The organism is Robinsoniella sp. KNHs210, from assembly GCF_000686105.1.
GTDB classification, from domain to species: domain Bacteria; phylum Bacillota; class Clostridia; order Lachnospirales; family Lachnospiraceae; genus Robinsoniella; species Robinsoniella peoriensis.
Genome location: NZ_JMLZ01000001.1, coordinates 881,833 through 902,871 on the forward strand (window position 1 = coordinate 881,833; position 21,039 = coordinate 902,871).

Sequence of the window (21,039 nt, forward strand, 5' to 3'; positions counted from 1 at the left end):
AGGATCGGATTTATACTTCTAGCTGATTTTAAGCCGTTTTGAATACGGGAGAGAAGGGAAAGAGGATGGAGGATTTAGAAAAGACATTAATAGGATTATTGGCAGCTCAGAATCCTGCGATTCATTCAAAGGAATTTAAGAGAAGCCTATGGGAAGAACTACAGGAAAGGACACACCAGGAAGAAATGCATCAGGAGGATCCTGATATGGTGGCAGCAGGAGTAAGAAGTCAGGAGAAGGTAAAAAAGTATTGTAGCAGAAAGGAGAGAAGATATGAGTAAAAAAAGCATTTTCAGACAAAGGAGCCTTGATACGGTAGAGTCTCCCGAGCAGTTAGATGAGTATATACGGGTATCAAATCCCAGTATCTGGATTATTTTGTCGGCCCTTGTTATTCTAGCTGCGGCCCTTGTAGTATGGAGTCTGGTGGGATCATTACCGGAGACTTTGGCAGCTAAGGGCGTTACGGTTTCCAAAAATATGGTACAGTGCTATGTAGATGCGTCAAAATTAAATGAAGATCTGACGGGATGTAAGGCAAATGTTGTGCTTCCGGACGGTGCCAGCGTGGAAGGGGTTGTAAAATCAGTAAGCAATAATCCGTATTCATTGGAAGAGATAGCACAGTCCTTAAAAAGTGACTGGGTAGTGGAAAATGTGGCTGTTGGAAACTATGCTTATCAGGTAGATGTAGAACTCCCGGAAGAAGTGAGGCAGGATGTTCTGGCAAATGTGACACTGGTAACAGCGGAAGTGAAGCCCATTGTATTTTTACTGAATTAGGAGGTGCGCCCGTGGCAGATAAACAAAAGAAATGTGTTAAAGTGCCCGTAATCATGCAGATGGAAGCTTTGGAATGCGGAGCAGCATGTCTGACAATGGTTATGGCATATTATAAAAAATGGGTGCCGCTGGAACAGGTAAGAGTAGATTGCGGAGTATCCAGGGACGGGAGTAAAGCATCCAATATGGCAAAGGCAGCAGGTGCATATGGATTGCAGGTAAAAGCCCATCGCTATAGTGTGGCATCGGTGCGTACCAAGGTAACCTATCCGGCTATCATTCATTGGAATTTTAATCATTTTGTGGTACTGGACGGATTTAAGAGGGGGAAAGCGATTATCAATGATCCGGCACGTGGAGTTGTAGAAATATCTCCGGAAGAATTTGATAAGTCATTTACCGGAGTGTGTCTGGAGTTTGAACCGTGTGAGCACTTTGCTGCTGACGGTAAAAAAGAAAGTGTATTGGAATTTGCAAAAAAAAGACTGCAGGGAAGTAAATTATCTATAGTTTTTGTAATGATGACTACGGTACTGACAGCATTTGTAAGCTTATTAACCCCAGTATTTTCAAGGATATTTACCGATAATATTCTAACCGGACAGAATACACAATGGCTGTCTGATTTTCTTGCATTTTTGGCAGTTATCATCGTATTCCTGTTAGTGGTAGGCATGATAAATGAAATTTACATATATAAGATCAAAGGCAAGATGGCAATTGTATCTAACTCGTCTTTTATCTGGCATACTCTGCATCTGCCGATGACATTTTTTTCACAGAGAATGGCAGGCGATATTGCCAGCAGACAGCTTTTAAATGATGATATTGCGGAAACTCTGGTTGGACGAATTGCGCCGATGCTGATAAATATGGTACTTTTGATATTTTATCTGATCATCATGCTTCGTTATAGTGTCGTATTGTCACTGGTTGGCTTTGCGGCAATTGCTGTTAACCTGGTGCTGGCAAATATTATTTCCCAAAAGAGAATACACATTACCAGAACAAGGATGCGTGACCAGGGCAAGCTGGACGCTTCTACGGTATCAGGAATTGAGATGATAGAGACAATCAAGGCAGCAGGTGCAGAAAGTGGATTTTTTGAACGCTGGTCCGGATTTCAGGCTTCTGTAAATAAGGCAAAGGTAGAATTTGCATTGACGAATCAGTTTCTGGGGGGAATTCCTGCTTTAGTACAGCAGCTTTCCGGGATTATAATCCTGGCACTGGGCGTTTGGATGATCATAAAAGGTAATTTTACTGTTGGTATGCTGTTGGCTTTCCAGTCCTATATGACACAGTTTTTAATGCCGGTGAACGATTTGCTGGAAACGGGACAAAAATTACAGGAAATGCGGACTTCAATGGAACGCGTGGATGATGTAATGAAATATAAAGAAGATGTTGTATTTTCATCCATCCAAAATACGGATGATGTGTTTGAAAAGCTGGATGGCAGCGTAGAGTTCCGTAATGTTACGTTTGGATATTCCAGGTTAGAAGAGCCTCTTTTAAAAGACTTTAATCTAACGGTAAAAAGTGGATCCAAAGTAGCACTGGTTGGTTCGTCAGGATGTGGTAAATCTACAATAGCCAAACTTGCCTGCGGATTATATGAACCATGGTCAGGTGAGATTTTGTTTCAGGGGAAACCGATGAAGGCTATTCCGAAAGAAATTTTTAATGCATCTTTATCCGTGGTAGACCAGGACATAACCATGTTTGAAGATAGTATTGCAGATAATATTAAAATGTGGGATAAATCCATCGAAGATTTTGAAATGATTATTGCAGCAAGAGATGCGCAGATTCATTCTGATATTATGATGAGAAAAGGCGGATACGGGCATCCTGTTTCCGAAGGAGGCAAAAATTTCAGCGGAGGACAGCGCCAGCGGTTTGAGATCGCACGTGTTCTGGCCCAGGACCCGACGATTGCTATACTGGATGAGGCTACATCAGCGCTGGATGCGAAAACAGAATATGAAGTTGTCAAAGCAATTCAAAAGCGCGGGATTACCTGTATCATTGTTGCACACCGTTTGTCTACGATTCGTGACTGTGATGAAATTATTGTTCTTGATCACGGCAGGGTCATGGAACGGGGGACACATGAAGAACTATATCATTTGAACGGTTACTATACACGGTTAATTACCACAGAATAGGAGGGCAGGTTATGGGTTGGTTTGACAGTCAGGTAAAAGAGCGGCTGCAATACGATGCAGGCGAGATGAAGAAATCCTATGCAAAGCTTGCCGAAGTCGTTGGTAGGAAAGAAAAAATTGACTATGGTCATCTTGCAGAAGAGGGACAGGGGAAAGATGCACTCACAAAAATCTGTAAATACTATCGAATAGATAAAACAGAAATTCCTGAAAATATAGTTGAAATACATGAACAGATTCAATATCTCTTTGAACCGTCCGGAGTAATGTGGCGGCATATGCGTCTTCGGGGAAAATGGTGGAAAGACAGTATGGGACCTGTCCTGGGAGAAACGAAGGAAGGACGGCCGGTGGCTTTGATACCAAAAGCTTTTAGCGGCTACCGACATTTTGATTATGAGAGCGGGAATGAGCTAAAAGTGGATGCCCGCATTAATGAGCGGCTGAAAGAAGATGCCATTTGTTTTTACAAACCACTTCCCCAAAAGGAACTTTCCGGAAAGGATTTAATTATCTTTTTGCTGGGGAATATAGGGATGGATGATAAATTGCTTCTAGGATTTGCAGCACTTGCGGTAACACTGCTGGGATTAATCACACCGGCTGCTAATACCCTGATTTTCAGCCATATTATTCCAGCAGGTCAGATGTCCATGGTGTTGTCAGTATCGTTTTTACTTTTCGGTGCCGCAATCTCAACATTTTTAATGAATATAACCAAAACGCTGGTTCAGACTAAAATAGAGACGAAAATGAGTGTTATACTGGAAAGTGCCGTAATGGGACGGGTAATTAATATGCCTGTTCAGTTTTTTAAGAATTATAATTCCGGAGATCTGGCAAACAGGGTGCGTGCCCTGGAGAATATATGCAGTATTCTGGCAAACGGGGTGCTGGGGATAGGATTAATGGCGGTCTTTTCACTGAGCTATATTCTGCAAATCATTCGGATTTCTCCACAGTTGGCAGCTACTGCATTTCTTGTAATCTTAATGCAGCTGATCATTGCTTTTCTGGGAGCATGGGGGCAGATCCGGGTGCTGCGAAAAAAGATCCGGTCGTCCTCCAAAGTCGAAGGGGTGGTTTTTGCTCTCTATTCCGGTATTCAGAAAATTAAGATGTCGGGTAGTGAAAAGAGGGCATTTGTAAAATGGGCGAATGTGTATCATGAGGAAGCAGATGCAGATTACAATCCGCCGCTGTTGGTTAAGATTCAAAAAGCAGTTTCACCGGCTGCAGCATTGCTCGGGACGCTGCTGATCTACTGGGTATCCGTGAAAAGTGCAATTACGGTAGCCAATTATGTTGCTTTTAATGTGGCATACGGTATGGTTAGCACAGCGATTCTGTCACTGGTAGCGACGGTTTCAACCGTAGCCATGATTAAACCCATCCTGGAACTGTCACAGCCAATATTGCAGACTCCCCCGGAAATCAGTGAAAACAAAGAAATTGTTAAATCTGTTTCAGGAACCATTGAATTAAACCAGGTATCTTTCCGATACCAGGAGGACACGCCGTTAATCATTGACAACCTGAGTCTCAAAATAAACAGGGGTCAGTATGTGGCGATTGTGGGAACCACCGGCTGTGGAAAGTCTACGCTGATGCGTCTTATGCTGGGATTCGAAAACCCGGATACCGGAGCTGTCTATTATGACGGCAGGGATATTCAGAAAGTGGATCTGAAATCTCTCAGGCGGCAGATCGGCGTGGTAATGCAGAACGGAAAGCTTTTTAGCGGAGATATCTTTGCAAATATTACAATTTCGGCACCGTGGCTGACTTTGCCGGATGCCTGGGATGCTGCCGAAAAAGCAGGAATCGCCCGGGATATCCGGGAAATGCCCATGGGAATGTTTACAATGATTGGAGAAGGAGCCGGGGGAATATCGGGCGGACAGCGTCAGAGGTTAATGATTGCCAGAGCCATTGCGCCAAAACCAAAGATACTGATGCTGGATGAGGCCACATCTGCACTTGATAATATTACCCAGAGACAGGTGTCAGATGCGCTTGCAGAACTAAAAAGTACCAGAATTGTAATTGCACACAGGCTTTCTACCATTAAAGCATGTGACCGGATCATTGTATTGGATAGAGGGCGGATCATTGAAGATGGAACCTATGAGGAATTAAATGCAAAAGGCGGATTTTTCTCAGAACTGGTGAAAAGACAGCAGATAGGGTCGGAGAAATAGTGGAAGTGCCGTGATTTTCTGTAATTGCATTTGTAACATAAAGGTTGAAAGAAAATAAAGATGAAGAAAGGATGCCACTTGTGATTCTTTCAACCTGTCTGAGAGTGGCTGTATTGCAAACAATGCGCAGTACATCATGGGGATAACTATGAATATTATAAAGAAAATAGATGAAAGTAAATTAGTATTAGAATTAGAAGGGCGTCTGGACACGATGACGGCGCCCCAGCTGGAGAAGGAACTGGAGGCATCACTTTCGAATATTGCAGAGCTGGTTCTGGATATGGAAAACCTGGATTACATTTCTTCGGCAGGATTACGTGTTTTATTGGGAGCCCAGAAGCAGATGAATCAGCAGGGGTCTATGGAACTGCATCATGTATGTGAAGAAGTACAGGATGTTTTTGATATGACAGGGTTCAGCGATATCCTGACAATAGTGTAATACATAGCCCGCTATGCAAAACTCTGCTCAGCTAACATTGGCCGTTTTTTATAGGCAGCAAGATTGAGGTTCGGAATTCTTTTTGCAAATTTTCAAATTTTACTATTCCATTGCATTGTTCTACAGCGGTCCGAATATTTAAAACGCCCAAACCGGATAATTTCCGGTTCCTTTTGTCAGATAAAAACCCGCCTTTTGCATCGGGAAGAGCGATATTTTCACAGTTGTTATCTATTGTGATGGAGAGCATGGAACCCATTGGCTGAATGCAGATCTGCAAGAGGGCTTCTCCATTTACCATACGTCTTGATGCTTCTAATGCATTCTCCAGGCTGTTACCTAATATCACGCACAAATTAATATCTGATATTCCGCCCAGGTCATCCGGCAGACTGATATCTGTTTTAGTGGGGATTGCTTCCTCCCTGGCAAGAATAAGGTAATGAACCAGGATGGAATTAACAGCATGATTCTGACAAAATATGAGATTAGATGCGGTTTTAAAATGATTTTCAAACTGATTCAGGTAATTAATAAGTTTCTCCTGTTCCTGGTTTTCAGCCAGGGAACGAATTGCCAGGATGTGGTGGCGCAGGTCGTGGCGGTTTTTAGCTGTTGCTTCTATGGATGAGATCAGGCGCTGGTATTGTTCCTGCTGAACCGCTAACTGGCGCCTGTTATATTTCTCCTGTTCTTTTAATACCAGCATGCTGCGGTATATGGATACGGTCTCCGAAAATAAGATACTGCATAGCAGAAGAACTACAATAAATCCTGCTATTTCCAGTGGCCATCCGGCGACAATGGGCTCATATAACGGAAAGATCCGGTCTATTGCCAAAGCGGAACCCATAAGACCAAAACCTATCAACAGTCGTCTGGAATATCTGGTTTTATCTAATACGGCAGCCATTGTACTGAGAATCAGATAACCTGCCGCAATCCATTTGTAGTACATTAACAATTTACTGTAAAGCAGCATGATATTTATGTTATCTTTCCATAACGTGGGCATAATCAGAACTGCCAGACAAATCAGAAAGCTGGCAGCAGCCATTGGATAGCGGCATTTCCCGGGGATCCGGCAGATGCCCCCCTGCTGTATAATCAGTATTAATAACATGGCATACAGACTAAATGATTCTAAACGGTACCAGAAGAAACTGTCAAATCCAATGGCATGAACCAGTGGATAGCTGATATATCCAGCATAAAAGACGCAGAGTAAGAAGAACATTACAGCAGTCTTTTTCTGCTTTGTTTTCGTCTGAGTGAACAGATAAAAAATACCTATGAGAATAGTAACCGTGAATGCCATGGTGTATATCAACAGCCGCAGGATAAAAAATTTTGTGACTTTGGCGGGATTACCAAAAGCGGGAGGATAGGTAAGACCGCTGTAAAGACTGTCCGGATCGGTTGCCTGAATTACAATTTCTGTTTTATCCGATGGTGGAATGGTGATCAGGGTGTTGGCAATCCCTCTCTGATAACTGGATGGATCTACAGATCCAAACGAAGTAACTAATTTCCCGTTAACCCAGATGCGGCAGGAGGAATAAATCTCAGGAACCTCCAGCATTTGGGGAGTATCAGCGTTGTTCAGGATAGTCAGGCGGTAAGTTGCGCTTCCATGGGGATTCTTTGCTTTATCTCCTAATTCAAAGCCTCCATGCTGACCGATGGATACATAGTCGCTGCAGGCTGGGGACTGGGAATGGAGTTCGTCGGGTGTAAGAAGCCGGTATTGATAGAATTCCCAGCCGCTGATGAGATATAAATAATCCGTTTCGGTATTTCGCAGATCCAGCACTCCGTTTTTGCCCTGTGGCGTTTGCAGTGCATACTTGTTATTATGAACGGCATTGAATGAAAACAGAAGGATGCCGGTAAGAATAGCCACCGCCAGCAGTAGGGGATATTTGTCTTTGTGTTTGCCTGATATCTGCAATGTAGGAGGCTCCTTTCTAAGAGATTTTGGGTGTTTGTCTTAATATTTCCGTTTGCCTCTCCAATACAGAGTCAGACATGCCAGAATAACTGCGGAACATAAAAGTAATAACTTTGGCAGTACATGCCCGGACTTTCCTACGGGCATGGGATTAATGATATTGTTTTGGGCAGAGTCAGTGCCGGTATTCGGAGCTGCTTTCAGAACCGGTGATGTTTCCGGCATAAAAGATTCTTTTTTCACATTATCAGCCGTTTTGTCCGAGGCAGATTCTGTTTCAGTCATATCAGAGCGGTTATTATTTTCTGGTATGCTGCCTTGCTGCGAAGCTGGTGTTTTTGCTGAAGAACTACCCTCATCCCCTGGAGAATCAATTACGATCTCTTCAGTGGAGGGTGGATTAGCGGGCGACGGCTTGGCAGGGAACGGCTCAGTGGAGGGCGGATTAGCGGGCGACGGCTTGGAAGGGAACGGCTTAGTGGAGGGCGGTTTAGCGAAGGGTAACGGTTCTGTTTCAACGTCCAAAGCGGATGACTCGGATTCCTCGGAAGAATTGCTGTTATCTCCGGGGGACGGTGATGGCAGCATATCGTTTGGAGGATATGATTCATTTGGTGGCTTAATTCCGCTATCCGGAGGAATTACAGGCTGATCATCCCGGTCACTTCCATCCCGGTCGCCATCCGTAATCTGAGGGGTGATGTGCCCATCCGGACCATATGCCACTTTCAGTATATTGGTTCTGGTTGTAATGCCGTCAGCAGTAATATCTGCCTGGAATAAATAACTTAAGCTTTTATCCAGGGGAGTCTCCAGATACAATTCTCCTGGATGTAAAAACGAAAAGTTCTCAAAAGGCTGCCAGTTGGAACCAGCATCTGTGGAGTAAAAAAGCTCAATGGCGGACTTGTATGGCGGAGTATTATAAAAGTAAAGACGGACATTATTATTCGTAGAGGATGCGCCGTACAAATAGAATTTTCCGGGTTCAGTAACTAAAACAGAGCAGGTTATCTGAGGGAAATCTATATCCAATCCAAGGACAGGAAAGGCTTCCGGGTAAGTTGAAAACTTGTAAATTCCAGGTGTCTCAGGATCTACATTTTCAATGTTCCAGGTGATGGGTAATAAAGCTGTTCTTTTTGGTACGGTTGGGTCATCAGACTGAAATGCATATTGCATTAATTGCGGGATCCGGGCCAGTAGTTCGTCTGAAGTACCCGGCGATATAATATAATTAACAGCGGAATCGCTTAATGACACGATTCGGTTAATGACTTTTGCATTTGCCGGTACATCAGATATGCCGCAGCAATCTAAAGAGACATCCCCGGCTGTACGCAGAGGTATGCCATTGCCTGCAATACCAGTTAAAAATAAAGAGGTATTTCCCAGCACTTCCATACCGCAGGCGCCTTTCTCTAATCGGATATTAAAGGAATCCAGAGAAAGATTACCATTGCATTTAATACCAATACCCTTAGGCCCGGAAACAGATATATTAAAAAAACTACTGCTAAAACTACTGTTGGAGTTATCCGGTAAATCGGCATTTGCATCGCCCTCAAAATATAGCCCGCAGCTGTTTACCACTTCTATACGCACGTCCTTAGTAAAAGAGATGCTTGTATCGGGGGCTATATCTAATACAGGTACCGGATTATCAATACTGACCATTCTGACCGGGCCGAATATACTAATTGAGCTCAGAACTTTAATGCCATAACCGTTCATATGTATGGTAACGGGGGAAGTGGTATTCAGCGACAGATATCTGCCAGTATTAATCGTGCAGCCTAAGGTTACTTCTCCGCCGTTTGGGTGTTCGGCAAACCAGTTCATAAGCTCATTTCCGGAATATACGATATCTTTATTGCTGGTAGCTGAATGTTCTATTTCACTTGCAGATACCGGTAGATATACAAGAGAGAGAAGCAGTAACAAGGTGATAAAGGCACCATATATTCGTGCAAAACCATGATTCATTTAGATTGACTCCTTCCTTGTACGGCTCCACAGATAGTCATAGTAAGACTGTTTTACTGCCAGAGAGCCACGCAGCCGGATGGGAACCTTATCTTTGTTTTTCAACAGAAAATCATGTTCCAAAACCGCGTCTATATCATTCATATTTACAAGACAGCCCCTGATGCATTCCAGAAAGGGCAATCCGGCAGCCTGTTTTTTCAGTTCGCGATATGAGAGATATGTCTCAATAATCTCATCTTCGAGATGCAATAAGGTTAGCCGCCCTCTGCTTTCTGTCCAGAAAATGTCGTGTATTAAAATGTTGCGTACCAGTTTTTTATCTTTTACAACAAGATAATGTGCCGTCTGGTTCAGAAGATTCTGACATTTTTTCATGGAAACGTCCAGAGATTCATATGTAATAGGCTTAATGAGATAATCGGTAGCGGATACGCTAAATGCCTGTAAAGGATGTTCAAGGCTGGTTGTTGTAAAAATCAGATGAAAGCCAGTATCTTTTTTGCGCAGCAATTTTGCTGTCTGCATGCCGTCCGGAGATTTCATATAGATGTCAAGAAAAATAAGGGGAAATCTGATTTTGTCAAAGTCCGCAAGCAGTTCTCTGGAACATGTATAGGCAGAAAGTTCAATAGGTATTTGCTGATTTCTGCAATAACCTTCCAGAAGTCTCGTCAAGTTGTCTAAATCTTGTATATTGTCATCACAGATAGCTATTTTCATGTTTGTTTCTCCTGTTTTTTATTCCGTATTATTATAACATGTTTTCGTTTGTTTTCGTGATTTTTATTACAAAAATCTGCGCTTTATTACAAGTGAATTGAGAATTTTTGGAAAATCTGTTTTATTACAATTATACAGTATTTAATCTGTTTGTAATAAGGGAGGTGTTGAGTAATGCTGATTGCTGTTTGTGATGCAGTTTTTGAGGATTCTGAGGTTCTACAGACTTACATTTTTAGGTATGGATATGAAAATTCTTTGAATATCAAAGTACATATACATCAATCGATATTTACCATGAAAAATGCATTGAAACGATACTGTTATGATGTGATTTTTCTGGACGTGGGAATGGAAGAAAATGAGGGTAAGAGGCTGGCCGAAGAAATATGTGAAGATTATCGTGGGAAATTAATATTTGTAACGGGATTATGTGATTACGCAGTGGAAGCATTCCGCTTATATGCAGTAAATTATCTGATAAAGCCGGTGGATTATTTTCAGATATGTGACTGCTTTGCCAGGCTGAGTATTTCCTGCTCGGAAGCCTGTATCCAGGTACTTTGCGGATACCATAAGGTTTCCATACCACTAAAAGCAATTGAGTATATTGAATCTTTTAACAATAAAGTGATAATCCATACGGAAAACCAGGAGTTTACCACCTATGAAAACCTGAGTATGCTTTATCAGGAATTGAAATCGGCTTGTTTTATACAGCCTTACCGCAGTTATATCGTAAATATGTCTTACATAAAAGTTTTGGAGAAGGACAGGCTTTTATTGAAAAATGGAAAAGAACTGCAGGTATCCAGACATCGGAAGCAGGAGATGATGGAACGCTATAACCAGTTTTTATTTGAATCCAGGTAGCTTTAGAGTGTGCAATTTCAGGTTGGAATTGGGGGGGAGCTGAGGAAGGGGACGCTTTGTAGCTGGAGATAGCGTTCGAAAAGAGAAGGGGGCGGACCATGGCAGGCGTTTGGAAGGCTTAGCGCAGAACTGGCATTTTCTAACTTTCCCGGAGCGCTTTTTGGCGGCACGCGGGCATTCGCTCCGAAATCCTGATGCATTTCGCAGCTCACTGCCCGCTTAGTATCCGATGGGAGCCAGTCGAATACTATCCGCCAAAAAACACTCCGGCAAGGTAAGTAAATGCTCAGATCTGCTATACGCCTTCCAAACGCCTGCCATGGTCGCCCCCTTCTCTTTCCGGGATCCAGTTTATTGATACAAAGCTGGTTTTCTCAGCATGATGGGCCCCTGGGGGTGTGGCATGCTGTACGCTATAGGCATAGAACATATAAAAGCATAAAGCAGCTGATCTTCTCACTGCAGTTTTTTTCTTCATTCTACTACATATGTTTTGGTTACAGCACTACTGTCAGTTAGGTCTATCAACAGGATAGCAAGTATACTTTAATCTTATTGCCCACATTTCATACTGAACTGCTGAAACACACTCTGCTGCATCCAAAAACGAACAGTTGGTCACTGCCCGGGGGTCTACACCCTGCTGAGAAAACCAGCTTTGTTGCAAAAACCTGGATTTCGGAAAGGTTAGAAAATACCAGTTCTGCGGCCAACTGACGGAATCCATACAAGTTTCCCACTCCCATCTTTCCGCGCACTACCTCTATCTACAAAGCGTCCCCTTCTCAACTAAACCCAAATATAATAATTCCGTAGGATCCTTGAAGATGAAATGGGTACCAGAAAATTTAATAAAAGAAAAAAGTGCCGGTGCGCAGCAGTGATATGCTCCTGTTAAGTAGACAGGGAGCGGTTCACAGATGCGTGCCGGCACTTTTTCTGTTCTTCGGTGACCAAGTCCGATAGCGAAATTGCACAATTTAGGATGTAAATTAGGGGAAAGTACCAATAGATGAAACAAAGTACCATAAGTAGACAGAAATATAGACAGAAATGTTTCATCTATGTATAATGAACACATTAAATAAACAAAAAAACAAATATATAGGTGGTATTGCATAATAAAATTTTCGCAATGCTGAAAATGTATAGAAAGGATTGGTCAAAATGCATGGAAAGTGTTTTGGTGAGGCTTCGTGAGTATTATGATCAGGCAAGTAATACAGAGAAGAGTATCATTTCTTTTCTGCTGGAGAATCCGGAGGAAGCTGCAGAGATGAGCATTCATCAGCTGGCGGACAGAGTTTACGCATCTGCATCTACCATCACAAGGCTATGCCATAAAACGGGTTTTCCGCAGTATAAGCGGTTTCAGAAATCCCTGCTTTACGAACTGGCTGTTCGCAAAGAAAATGTGCTGGGACTGGATTATGAGATTCATCGTGATGATGCACTGGAAAATCTGGTGGATAAGATCACCTATAAGAGCATCGCTTCTTTGGAAGATACCAGAAGCTTAATCGATATTGGTACACTGGAGAAATGCCTTGATTTGCTCCAAAATGCGCGTATGGTTTCTTTTTTCGGAATTGGGGCGTCACTACTGGTGGCAAAAGATGCTTATCTTAAGTTTTTGAGGATCAACAAACCATGTCAGGTATGTGAAGATTTTCATGCCCAGCTTGTGCAGGCTAAAATAATGGGGCGTCAGGATGTGGCAATTATTATCAGCTACTCCGGACAGACAAGTGAGATAATATCCTGTGCAAAGATATTAAAGAGTGCACAGGTTCCCATGATTGCAATTACCTGCTTTAAAGAATCACCCCTGTCGAAGCTTACGGATTATAACCTTTACGTAACGGCAACGGAGTATGCTTTTAAAACGGGAAAGCTGGCGTCAAGGCTTGCACAGCTGAATGTAATTGATATTCTGTATGTGGCTTATATTCAGAGAAATTATGACACCTGTATGGTTTCCTTAAAAAAAACTTATATATCAAAAACAGACAGGAGTGAAGGAGAGGGATGAGATGTACAGAAAAGTGGTAGATTTGGAAAAAATGGCAACAGAAATGCGCAATGCCAAAACGATGGCATTGGATGAAATGACACCTCTGGAAATTATCACTATTATGAATCATGAGGATGAACGTGTGGCTAAGGTGGTGAAAAGGGCGCTTCCGGAGGTCGCAAAGGTGATTGAGTGGACAACAAAAAGCCTGCAGACCGGGGGAAGGATCGTTTACATAGGAGCGGGGACCAGCGGAAGGCTTGGTATCCTGGATGCCTCTGAGTGCCCGCCTACTTTTGGTGTATCTTATGACTGTGTAGTAGGGATTATTGCTGGAGGAAAGGAGGCATTTATCAAAGCGGCTGAGGGGGCAGAAGATAATCCCCGTCTTGGAAGAGATGATCTGATTCATATTCATCTGACCAGTAAAGACACGGTGATCGGGATTGCTGCCAGCGGACGAACGCCATATGTGTTGGGGGCTATGGCATATGCCAAAGAAACCGGGTGCAGGACGGTGGCTATTGTCTGCAATGAAAATATGGAAATGAGCAGGGCAGCAGATATTGGAATCGAACTTTTGACGGGTCCTGAGATACTGACCGGTTCCACCAGGCTGAAAGCAGGAACTGCTGAAAAAATGGTTCTGAACATGATTTCTACTGCAAGCATGGTTGGAATCGGAAAGGTATATGAGAACCTGATGGTGGATGTACAGCAGACCAATGAAAAGCTGGTATGCCGTGCGGAAAACATTGTTATGGAAGCAGTGAACTGCAGCAGAGAAGATGCAAAAGAAGCTTTAAGGGAAGCAGATGGGGATGCGAAACTGGCAATTACAAGGATGCTGGTGAACTGTAATATTGCAAGAGCCCGCAAGCTGTTAGAGGCTGCAAATGGGAAAATCCGTTTAGCAGTTATGAATGGGAAAAAGGAAACGCAGTGTGAATGATGTTCACACAGCTGATATGGGAATAGCACAAGCTCGCTTGCGCTGTTCATGGGGATAAGGTTGAGAGAAAATTATAAGATAGAAAGGAAGCCACGGAGCGATTCTTTCAACCGGATTAATTGTGGCCGTATTGCCGGCTTGCCTGCAATACGAAAAGGGTATCAAAATGAAAGGTAAAAAATTATGGGGACTTGGTATGGCAGCAGTGATGACATTGTCAATCATTTCAGGTTGTGGGGCGTCCACAATGGGGGATACGAAAGATGGTACAAAAGATAGTACAAAAGACAGTACGCAGACGGATGTCAAAGCGGGGAATGCCGCTGACAGTACAAAGGAGAGTGAGGCAGCAAAAGAAAGTACTTCCGGTGAAAAAGATGTAGTAACAGCTTTACTGCCTCCGGTTTCCGCTACCTATCAGGACAAAATCAATTCTTATGTGGAAGCATTTAACAAAGAAAATCCGGATGTAGAGATCCAGGTGACAACGGCAAGCTGGGAAGATGTAACTCAGAAATTAGATGTGCAGGTAAATGCAGGATCTCCGCCAGATATTGCATTCATAGGTTCTGACGGCCTTTCCAAATATGTAGATTCCGGCATGGCAGTGGATATTTCCAAGTATGCTGATGAAGAAATGATGAGTGATTTTGATCCGGATATTTTGAATTACTTCAAAAATGGGGATGGAATGTATGGGTTCCCGGCCTATTGTGAGGTGCAGTGTATCGGCGGCAACCGTCAGTTCCTGGAGGATGCAGGTATTGACTGGAAGAAAGTACAGCAAGAGGGATGGAGTTATGACGAATTTCGGGAATCGATCAGTAAGGGGGTAGTGAAAGATGGGGATGCCGTCAGCCGTTATGGGTTCCTGTTTGCATGCTCAGGCGTGGCGGCAAAGGATTATTTCAGTATTTTTGTGAGAAATGCAGGGATGCCGTCAGCATTTGATAAGGATTTAAAATATGCATATACCAGTTCTAAAATGAAAAGCTTCCTGGAGGATCTGCGTGCTTTAATTGATGATGGATCTATGCCAAAAGAACTGGGAAGTATAGATGCTGGAAAACGTTGGAATATGTTTCTGACCGGACAGACAATGATTACCGGAAAAGGGCTGTCCTCTTTTGAAAAAAGTGCATACGACAATAATGAAAAACTGAAAAATAAGGACAGCAGTGCAGTAGAAGACAGTATGGAATTAGACTACATTGTTCTTCCTGTACCGGTTTTTGAAGGCGGAGAACAACAGGCATATGGAGCAGTGGACGGATACATCTGCCTTACCGGAGAAAGAAATCCGGATGAAGCCCATCTGAAAAATGTGGCAAATGCAGCTTATTACCTGGCAAGCGGGGAACGTGCAGCGCAGACCTGTCAGGAATTATACCTGAATCCAATCTGTGAAAGCGGTCGTAAAGCATATGAAGCGCTTACTCCGATTGAAAATAAGAATGAAGATAATACGAAAGCAGTGCAGAAGCTTTTGACACAGGTTGGTGAAGCAAGACCGGATATCCCGGCTGAATTAAGTGCAAATGCAATCAAAATCGAAGATGAAGTCATTGTACCTAAATTCCAGGGATTACTGGCTGGTGAAGTATCACCGGAAGAGATGTATCAGGCGATTAAGGATGCGGCATATGAAAGGTTTGGCGAGGATGGCTGTGTAAATAATTAAGCATAAGGGGGTGCTGCGGCAGGCATTTAAACACTTACTGGCATTGGTTTGTGCAGCATCCCCTGGAAAGAGAGAAGACGATGACGAATAAAAAACATAAACTGAAAAAAGATGCTCTCTGGGGTTATATTTTCATTCTGGTACCCCTTACAACCTTTATTATTTTCACCCTGTATCCGGTTATTTCTGCGGCTGTCACCAGTTTTCAGCATTATAAACCGCTGAATACGACCTGGGTGGGCGCCCAAAATTATGTGTCCACTTTTAAGAATGCATTGTTTTATAAAGCACTGAAAAACACGCTGGTTTATACGGTCTTTGCAGTTCCCATTTCCATGTTTTTATCCTTTGCCATCTCTTTATTTATTCTGCCATTTAAGAAAAGGACACAGACCGTATTCAAAGCGGTGTTCTACCTTCCGGCAATTGCCTCCGGAGTGGCACTTTCTTTTGTGTGGAAATGGATTTATGATCCCCTGCCCACCGGGCTGTTAAACAGCATACTTCATATTCTGGGTATCAGTAACCAGAACTGGCTGGGAAGTTCTAAGACAGCAATGGCATCGCTGATTATTATGGCTGTTTTTTCCGGTCTGGGCACCAGCATTATTATTTATATCGCGGCTCTTCTTGGAATTGATTCTACATATTATGAAGCTGCGGATATCGACGGGGCATCCTTTTTCCAGAAGGTGCGCTATGTGGTGTGGCCCATGGTGAAACCGACCACAGTATTTCTTGCTATTACCGGTGTCATAAATGGGTTCCAGTCATTTCAGAATGCATACCTGATGACTGGCGGAGGACCGGATAACGCGACCACCATGGCAGGACTTTTGATTTTTAACCGTGCATTCAAATACTTTGAATATGGGGAAGCCTGTGCCCAGGCATTAATTCTGGCTGTAATTATTGCGGTATTTGCAGTATTCCAGTTCAAACTAAGTGCCAATGACGTGGAATATTAGCGTGCCTGAAAATTGAAAGAATATTATGATATAGAAAGGAAGCCACAAAGATGGGATTATATAAAAACTACGGAAAGAATCAAAGATATCGGAAAATCCTTAGAAATTTGCTGCTGGCTCTTTTGCTCGTTACCATTGCAGTGCTTACCATTTTTCCGATTTATTATATGGTAATTTCCTCCTTTGGAGCGCCGACGGAAGCCGGGGGAGCCAGCTATTCACTGATCCCCAGGAGTTTTTCACTGGATTCTTATAAGTTTTTCTTCGGCTACAGCAAATACTCTCTCAGGTGGATTTTAAATTCACTGATTGTGGCGTCCGCTGTGACAGTAAGCAATGTGATTTTTGCAAGTCTGGCCGGGTATGCATTTGCGAAGCTGCGTTTTCCGGGGTGCAAATTTTTCTTTTTCCTGTTATTAGTGGCGATGATGGTGCCCTATCAGGTTACCCAGGTACCCCTCTATATTCTGGTGGTAAATGTACTGAAGATACAGGATACTTATGTGGCTTTAATCGCACCAACGCTGATTACCTGTTATAACGTATTTCTGGCGAAACAGTTTTTTACATCACTTCCTACATCGATTATGGAATCGGCAAGGATAGAGGGATGCAGCCAGCCAATGATTGTGTGGAAGATTGTGGTACCACTCTCAAAGACTATATTGTCTGTTATGGCGATTATGACATTTTTAGGAGAATGGAATACGTTCTTCTGGCCGTTTCTGGTTTCGAACCAGGAATTTATGCAGACGATTCAGGTGGGGCTTAAGAATTTCAGCTTCGCAAATACGACTTATTTTGCCCCTATGATGGCAGGAGCGACGGTTTCAGCGCTGCCAATGTTTATCCTGTTCTTTGCGCTTCAGAGATATTTTCTGGAAGGGGTAACCGTGGGGGCAGTGAAAGGGTAGTTCTGTGAAAGTGTGAGTAGTGAAAGTGTGAGTCGTAAATGAGAGCAGTGAAAGAGAGAGCCTGGTTCAGCCAGGAAGGGGGATATGACAGAAATGTATGAAAAAGCATGGGAAGAGCAGTACCTGCTGGCAATTGATGGAGGGGGAACGAAAACGGTAATTTTAACGGCTGACTGTATGGGCAGAATTATTTCCAGACTGGAAGCCGGCCCCCTGAACATGAATGGTCAGAAAGAAGAGGCAGTGCAGAGCATGCTGCTGGGGGCATTTGCCTGTTTGAAGCAGCAGGGTTATCCGCCGGATAATTGTATGAAGATTGGTATTGGAACCGCTGGGATCAGTAACCCGGTGGTATCCGGTTTTTTAGAAGAAACCTGTAAAAAAGCAGGTTTTTTATGTGAAGTTGTCTTATTTGGAGATCATGAGACTGCATTGGCGGCGGCATTTCCTTCGTGTAAAGGCTGCATATTAGTCGCCGGCACAGGGTCTGTCTGCATGGGGATAGGCGCAAATGGCATTTTGTACAGGGCGGGGGGCTATGGGCATTTGATTGATGATGGCGGAAGCGCTTATTTTATTGGGAGAGAGATTCTGTCTGCAGTTGTACAAAGTGAAGATTGCAGAGAGAAGAAAACCCTGCTTGGACAGATGGTTTATGATCATTTGCAGATAACCGGTATAGAAGAAATGATCCGCTGGGTTTATCAGGAAAAAAGAACCAAAGGCGAAATTGCTTCACTGGCGGTTTTGTGCGGGGAAGCAGCTGAAAAAATGGATAAAGCAGCCTGTGAAATACAAAACAGAAGCGCAGAAGAACTTGCAAAGCTTGCAAAATCTGTGCTGCGCCTGATGCCGGAGGAACATAATCTGGTATTTGCCGGAAGCGTCCTGCTGAAAAATAAAGATATCTGCCGACAGACAAAGGAACGGATACTGCTGGAATTCCCGGATCTTCGTGTGAAACTGGCAGAAACGGAATCGGCAGAAGGAACTTTGAGAATGCTGTTGAAAAGAAAGGTGGAGACAAAATGAAGAAATATCTGGCAGTGGACATAGGAGGCACCTTTTTGAAATACAGCCTGATGAACCGTAATTATCAGGTCTTAGAGGAAGGGGAGGAACCTACTTTAAAGAATCCGGAACAGTTCCTGGAACAGATAAAAATGGTGGTGAAACCATATCAGCAGGAAATTTGCGGGGTGGCTGTCTGCATGGCTGGATTTATTAATCCGGTAACGGGAGAAAATACGGATTACAGTGTTGGGGAAAATTTCAGGAAGTACAATCTGAAAAAAGAACTGGCAGATATCTTTAAAATACCTGTGATGATTGAAAATGACAGTAATTGCGCCGCTGTAGGAGAGTTGGTAAAAGGTTCTGGTCAGAACATACAAAACTTTTGTATGCTCACCTTTGGAACTGGTATCGGCGGGGCAATGATTATAAATGGACAGTTGTACCGGGGAAGCCATTTTAAGGCTGCAGAAGCAGGGTTAGTGAAACTTGGACATACGTCAACTGATTTGGAAAGTGCGGGAGCCACTTCAGCGCTGGTCAGGAAAGTATCCCTGGCGCTGGAAAGAGAAGTGGATGGGATCTATGTCTTTGCCCATTTAGATGATCCGGAGATATCACGTATTTATCGTGCATGGCTGGAAAAAACGGCAATGGTTACCGGCAATGTGGCGATGCTTCTGGATCCCGAAAAAATGCTGATTGGCGGCGCAGTTTCCCACCAGCCGAGGTTCCTCACGGATCTCTCAGAGGCGGTCTATTGCCTTTATCCCCAGTTAAAGGAATATACGAAAATTGAGGCGTGCCGCCTGGGCAATCAGGCGGGAAGAATAGGTGCTTTGTATTTGTACAGGATGGCATATGAAGTGGAGGTAAAGAATCTTGGCAGAGAAGAATGAAAAGAAGGAATTTTTACAGCGTTCAGGGGAGTCAGAAACACAGAAATCAGGAATGCAGAAATCAGGAATGCAGAAATCAGGAATGCAAAAGTCAGGAATGCAGAAGTCAGAAAAGCAGACCCCCCGGGGTATCAAAGTAGTTACCATCGGTGGTGGTTCCAGCTATACGCCGGAGCTGGTGGATGGTTTTATAAAACGATATGATGTACTGCCGGTCAGAGAACTATGGCTGGTTGATATTCAGGAGGGATCAGAAAAAATGAATACGGTTGCCGGACTTGCAAGAAGGATGGTAAAGCGGGCACAAATCCCTATGGAGATACATACAACCCTGGACCGGAGATCGGCATTGGCAGGAGCGGATTTCGTCACCACCCAGCTTCGGGTGGGGCAGCTGGAAGCGCGGATAAAGGATGAAAGGATTCCTCTGGCCCACGGTATACTCGGGCAGGAAACCAACGGAGCCGGCGGGCTTTTTAAAGGCTTGAGAACGATTCCCGTCATTGCTGATATATGTCGTGATATAAAGGAAATATGTCCCGATGCATGGCTGATTAATTTTACAAATCCGGTGGGCATGGTGATGGAAGGAATTCACCGGTATACGGACTTTCAGAAAATCATCGGTCTTTGTAATGTGCCGATAGGCATGCATAAAGCAATTGCAGATCTGCTGGAACGCCCTGTGGAAGAAGTACGGGTTGATTTTGGGGGATTGAACCACATGGTATTTGGCACCAGAGTAGAAGTGGACGGAATGGATGTAACCAAAGAAGTGTTAAAGCTTTGGGGAGACCAGAGCGTTCAGAATATAACTTCCATATCCTGGGACCCTGATTTTGTGGAAGAACTGGGAGTCATTCCCTGTTCCTATCACCGGTATTATTATATGACAAAAGAATATCTGGAGGAGGCTTTGGAGAAATACAAAAAGCATGAAGTTCGGGCTGAATTTGTCAAAGCTGTTGAGGATGAATTGTTTGCGCTGTATAAGGATCCTGCACTCTGTGAGAAGCCAAAGCAGCTTGAAAAACGTGGAGGGGCTTATTACAGTGATGCTGCATGCAGTCTGATCAGTTCCATTTATAATGACACAGGGGATATTCAGGTGGTAAATACGGTGAACCGTGGTGCCATCGAAAATTTTGAAGAGGATGAAATTGTAGAGGTGAGCTGCCGCATTACCGCCAATGGACCGCTACCGATTAAAATTGGCAGGCTGCCGGGAGCGGTAAATGGCCTCATTCAGCAGATTAAATCCTTTGAAATCGCAGGATGTGAGGCGGCATTTACGGGAGATAAGAAAAAAGTTCTGCTGGCGCTGATGATTAATCCACTGGTCATGTCCCAGAAGACAGCCCGGGCAGTCATGGATGAATTATTTGAGGCGCACAGAGATTATCTGCCGCAGTTTAGAGTGTGAAGATGGCTGGAATGAATTTTAAGACACGATCTAGGGGAGGT

18 protein-coding genes are annotated in these 21,039 nt (G+C 43.6%); 14 read left to right on the top strand and 4 right to left on the bottom strand.

The window, feature by feature from the left end; translation table 11 throughout:
- Positions 1 to 65 precede the first annotated feature (65 nt).
- From CD03_RS0103465 to CD03_RS0103485, 5 genes are all read left to right on the top strand, one after another.
- Positions 66 to 281 (top strand): hypothetical protein, encoded by a 216-nt coding sequence (locus CD03_RS0103465; protein ID WP_027292439.1) that lies wholly within the window; start codon positions 66 to 68, stop codon positions 279 to 281.
- Positions 274 to 783 carry a hypothetical protein gene (locus CD03_RS0103470; RefSeq protein ID WP_027292440.1) on the top strand — a complete coding sequence of 170 codons (510 nt, stop codon included), beginning with the start codon at positions 274 to 276 and terminating at the stop codon, positions 781 to 783. Before CD03_RS0103465 ends, CD03_RS0103470 begins: the two co-directional genes overlap by 8 nt.
- 11 nt (positions 784 to 794) lie before the next feature.
- Positions 795 to 2,954 carry an NHLP family bacteriocin export ABC transporter peptidase/permease/ATPase subunit gene (locus CD03_RS0103475; protein ID WP_027292441.1) on the top strand — a complete coding sequence of 720 codons (2,160 nt, stop codon included), beginning with the start codon at positions 795 to 797 and terminating at the stop codon, positions 2,952 to 2,954.
- An 11-nt stretch (positions 2,955 to 2,965) separates the two neighbouring features.
- Complete coding sequence (locus CD03_RS0103480; RefSeq protein ID WP_027292442.1) at positions 2,966 to 5,155, top strand: NHLP bacteriocin export ABC transporter permease/ATPase subunit; 2,190 nt, start codon at positions 2,966 to 2,968, stop codon at positions 5,153 to 5,155.
- A gap of 148 nt (positions 5,156 to 5,303) precedes the next feature.
- The gene (locus tag CD03_RS0103485; RefSeq protein ID WP_027292443.1) at positions 5,304 to 5,600 is read left to right on the top strand and encodes an STAS domain-containing protein; all 297 of its coding nucleotides are present in this window, start codon (positions 5,304 to 5,306) and stop codon (positions 5,598 to 5,600) included.
- Positions 5,601 to 5,631: 31 nt separating this feature from the next.
- Here the strand turns inward: CD03_RS0103485 and CD03_RS0103490 are convergent, their stop codons facing one another.
- Genes CD03_RS0103490 through CD03_RS0103500 form a run of 3 tightly spaced genes read right to left on the bottom strand, consistent with a single transcriptional unit; the run spans position 5,632 to position 10,260 of the window.
- Positions 5,632 to 7,551 carry a sensor histidine kinase gene (locus tag CD03_RS0103490; protein WP_027292444.1) on the bottom strand — a complete coding sequence of 640 codons (1,920 nt, stop codon included), beginning with the start codon at positions 7,549 to 7,551 and terminating at the stop codon, positions 5,632 to 5,634.
- 39 nt (positions 7,552 to 7,590) lie between these two features.
- A complete protein-coding gene (locus CD03_RS0103495) occupies positions 7,591 to 9,537 on the bottom strand; it encodes a hypothetical protein (protein WP_027292445.1) in 1,947 nt (648 codons plus the stop codon).
- Positions 9,538 to 10,260 (bottom strand): LytR/AlgR family response regulator transcription factor, encoded by a 723-nt coding sequence (locus tag CD03_RS0103500; protein ID WP_027292446.1) that lies wholly within the window; start codon positions 10,258 to 10,260, stop codon positions 9,538 to 9,540. It abuts the gene before it with no gap.
- Positions 10,261 to 10,434: 174 nt separating this feature from the next.
- On the opposite strand from CD03_RS0103500, the gene CD03_RS0103505 reads away from it, so the two are divergent.
- A complete protein-coding gene (locus tag CD03_RS0103505; protein WP_027292447.1) occupies positions 10,435 to 11,133 on the top strand; it encodes a LytR/AlgR family response regulator transcription factor in 699 nt (232 codons plus the stop codon).
- A gap of 295 nt (positions 11,134 to 11,428) precedes the next feature.
- On the opposite strand, the gene CD03_RS37700 is transcribed toward CD03_RS0103505, so the two are convergent.
- Positions 11,429 to 11,611, bottom strand: a complete 183-nt coding sequence (locus CD03_RS37700; RefSeq protein ID WP_156042751.1) for a hypothetical protein — start codon at positions 11,609 to 11,611, stop codon at positions 11,429 to 11,431.
- Between the two features lie 693 nt (positions 11,612 to 12,304).
- Between CD03_RS37700 and CD03_RS0103515 the strand changes: the two genes are divergently transcribed.
- From CD03_RS0103515 to CD03_RS0103550, 8 genes are all read left to right on the top strand, one after another.
- Positions 12,305 to 13,165 (top strand): MurR/RpiR family transcriptional regulator, encoded by an 861-nt coding sequence (locus CD03_RS0103515; protein WP_027292449.1) that lies wholly within the window; start codon positions 12,305 to 12,307, stop codon positions 13,163 to 13,165.
- Positions 13,166 to 13,178: 13 nt separating this feature from the next.
- Positions 13,179 to 14,099: an N-acetylmuramic acid 6-phosphate etherase gene (murQ, locus tag CD03_RS0103520; RefSeq protein WP_027292450.1), complete on the top strand. Its 921-nt coding sequence runs from the start codon at positions 13,179 to 13,181 to the stop codon at positions 14,097 to 14,099.
- A 121-nt stretch (positions 14,100 to 14,220) separates the two neighbouring features.
- Positions 14,221 to 15,780, top strand: a complete 1,560-nt coding sequence (locus CD03_RS0103525; protein ID WP_242849032.1) for an ABC transporter substrate-binding protein — start codon at positions 14,221 to 14,223, stop codon at positions 15,778 to 15,780.
- An 80-nt stretch (positions 15,781 to 15,860) separates the two neighbouring features.
- Positions 15,861 to 16,748 carry a carbohydrate ABC transporter permease gene (locus tag CD03_RS0103530; protein WP_027292452.1) on the top strand — a complete coding sequence of 296 codons (888 nt, stop codon included), beginning with the start codon at positions 15,861 to 15,863 and terminating at the stop codon, positions 16,746 to 16,748.
- 50 nt (positions 16,749 to 16,798) lie between these two features.
- Positions 16,799 to 17,662: a carbohydrate ABC transporter permease gene (locus tag CD03_RS0103535; protein WP_027292453.1), complete on the top strand. Its 864-nt coding sequence runs from the start codon at positions 16,799 to 16,801 to the stop codon at positions 17,660 to 17,662.
- A gap of 84 nt (positions 17,663 to 17,746) precedes the next feature.
- Complete coding sequence (locus tag CD03_RS0103540; RefSeq protein ID WP_052377644.1) at positions 17,747 to 18,694, top strand: BadF/BadG/BcrA/BcrD ATPase family protein; 948 nt, start codon at positions 17,747 to 17,749, stop codon at positions 18,692 to 18,694.
- Positions 18,691 to 19,575 carry an ROK family protein gene (locus CD03_RS0103545; protein WP_027292455.1) on the top strand — a complete coding sequence of 295 codons (885 nt, stop codon included), beginning with the start codon at positions 18,691 to 18,693 and terminating at the stop codon, positions 19,573 to 19,575. Before CD03_RS0103540 ends, CD03_RS0103545 begins: the two co-directional genes overlap by 4 nt.
- The gene (locus tag CD03_RS0103550; protein WP_330377127.1) at positions 19,559 to 20,998 is read left to right on the top strand and encodes a 6-phospho-beta-glucosidase; all 1,440 of its coding nucleotides are present in this window, start codon (positions 19,559 to 19,561) and stop codon (positions 20,996 to 20,998) included. The genes CD03_RS0103545 and CD03_RS0103550 overlap by 17 nt, the downstream gene beginning before the upstream one ends.
- The last annotated feature ends 41 nt before the right edge of the window (positions 20,999 to 21,039 follow it).

Excerpts from the sequence above, each read along its gene's own strand:
- CD03_RS0103465 (WP_027292439.1), top strand. The coding sequence starts at position 66 with ATGGAGGATTTAGAAAAGACATTAATAGGATTATTGGCAGCTCAGAAT.
- CD03_RS0103470 (WP_027292440.1), top strand. The coding sequence starts at position 274 with ATGAGTAAAAAAAGCATTTTCAGACAAAGGAGCCTTGATACGGTAGAG.
- CD03_RS0103480 (WP_027292442.1), top strand. The coding sequence starts at position 2,966 with ATGGGTTGGTTTGACAGTCAGGTAAAAGAGCGGCTGCAATACGATGCA.
- CD03_RS0103485 (WP_027292443.1), top strand. The coding sequence starts at position 5,304 with ATGAATATTATAAAGAAAATAGATGAAAGTAAATTAGTATTAGAATTA.
- CD03_RS0103495 (WP_027292445.1), bottom strand. The coding sequence starts at position 9,537 with ATGAATCATGGTTTTGCACGAATATATGGTGCCTTTATCACCTTGTTA.
- CD03_RS0103500 (WP_027292446.1), bottom strand. The coding sequence starts at position 10,260 with ATGAAAATAGCTATCTGTGATGACAATATACAAGATTTAGACAACTTG.
- CD03_RS0103505 (WP_027292447.1), top strand. The coding sequence starts at position 10,435 with ATGCTGATTGCTGTTTGTGATGCAGTTTTTGAGGATTCTGAGGTTCTA.
- CD03_RS37700 (WP_156042751.1), bottom strand. The coding sequence starts at position 11,611 with ATGAAGAAAAAAACTGCAGTGAGAAGATCAGCTGCTTTATGCTTTTAT.
- CD03_RS0103515 (WP_027292449.1), top strand. The coding sequence starts at position 12,305 with ATGGAAAGTGTTTTGGTGAGGCTTCGTGAGTATTATGATCAGGCAAGT.
- CD03_RS0103530 (WP_027292452.1), top strand. The coding sequence starts at position 15,861 with ATGACGAATAAAAAACATAAACTGAAAAAAGATGCTCTCTGGGGTTAT.
- CD03_RS0103535 (WP_027292453.1), top strand. The coding sequence starts at position 16,799 with ATGGGATTATATAAAAACTACGGAAAGAATCAAAGATATCGGAAAATC.
- CD03_RS0103540 (WP_052377644.1), top strand. The coding sequence starts at position 17,747 with ATGACAGAAATGTATGAAAAAGCATGGGAAGAGCAGTACCTGCTGGCA.
- CD03_RS0103545 (WP_027292455.1), top strand. The coding sequence starts at position 18,691 with ATGAAGAAATATCTGGCAGTGGACATAGGAGGCACCTTTTTGAAATAC.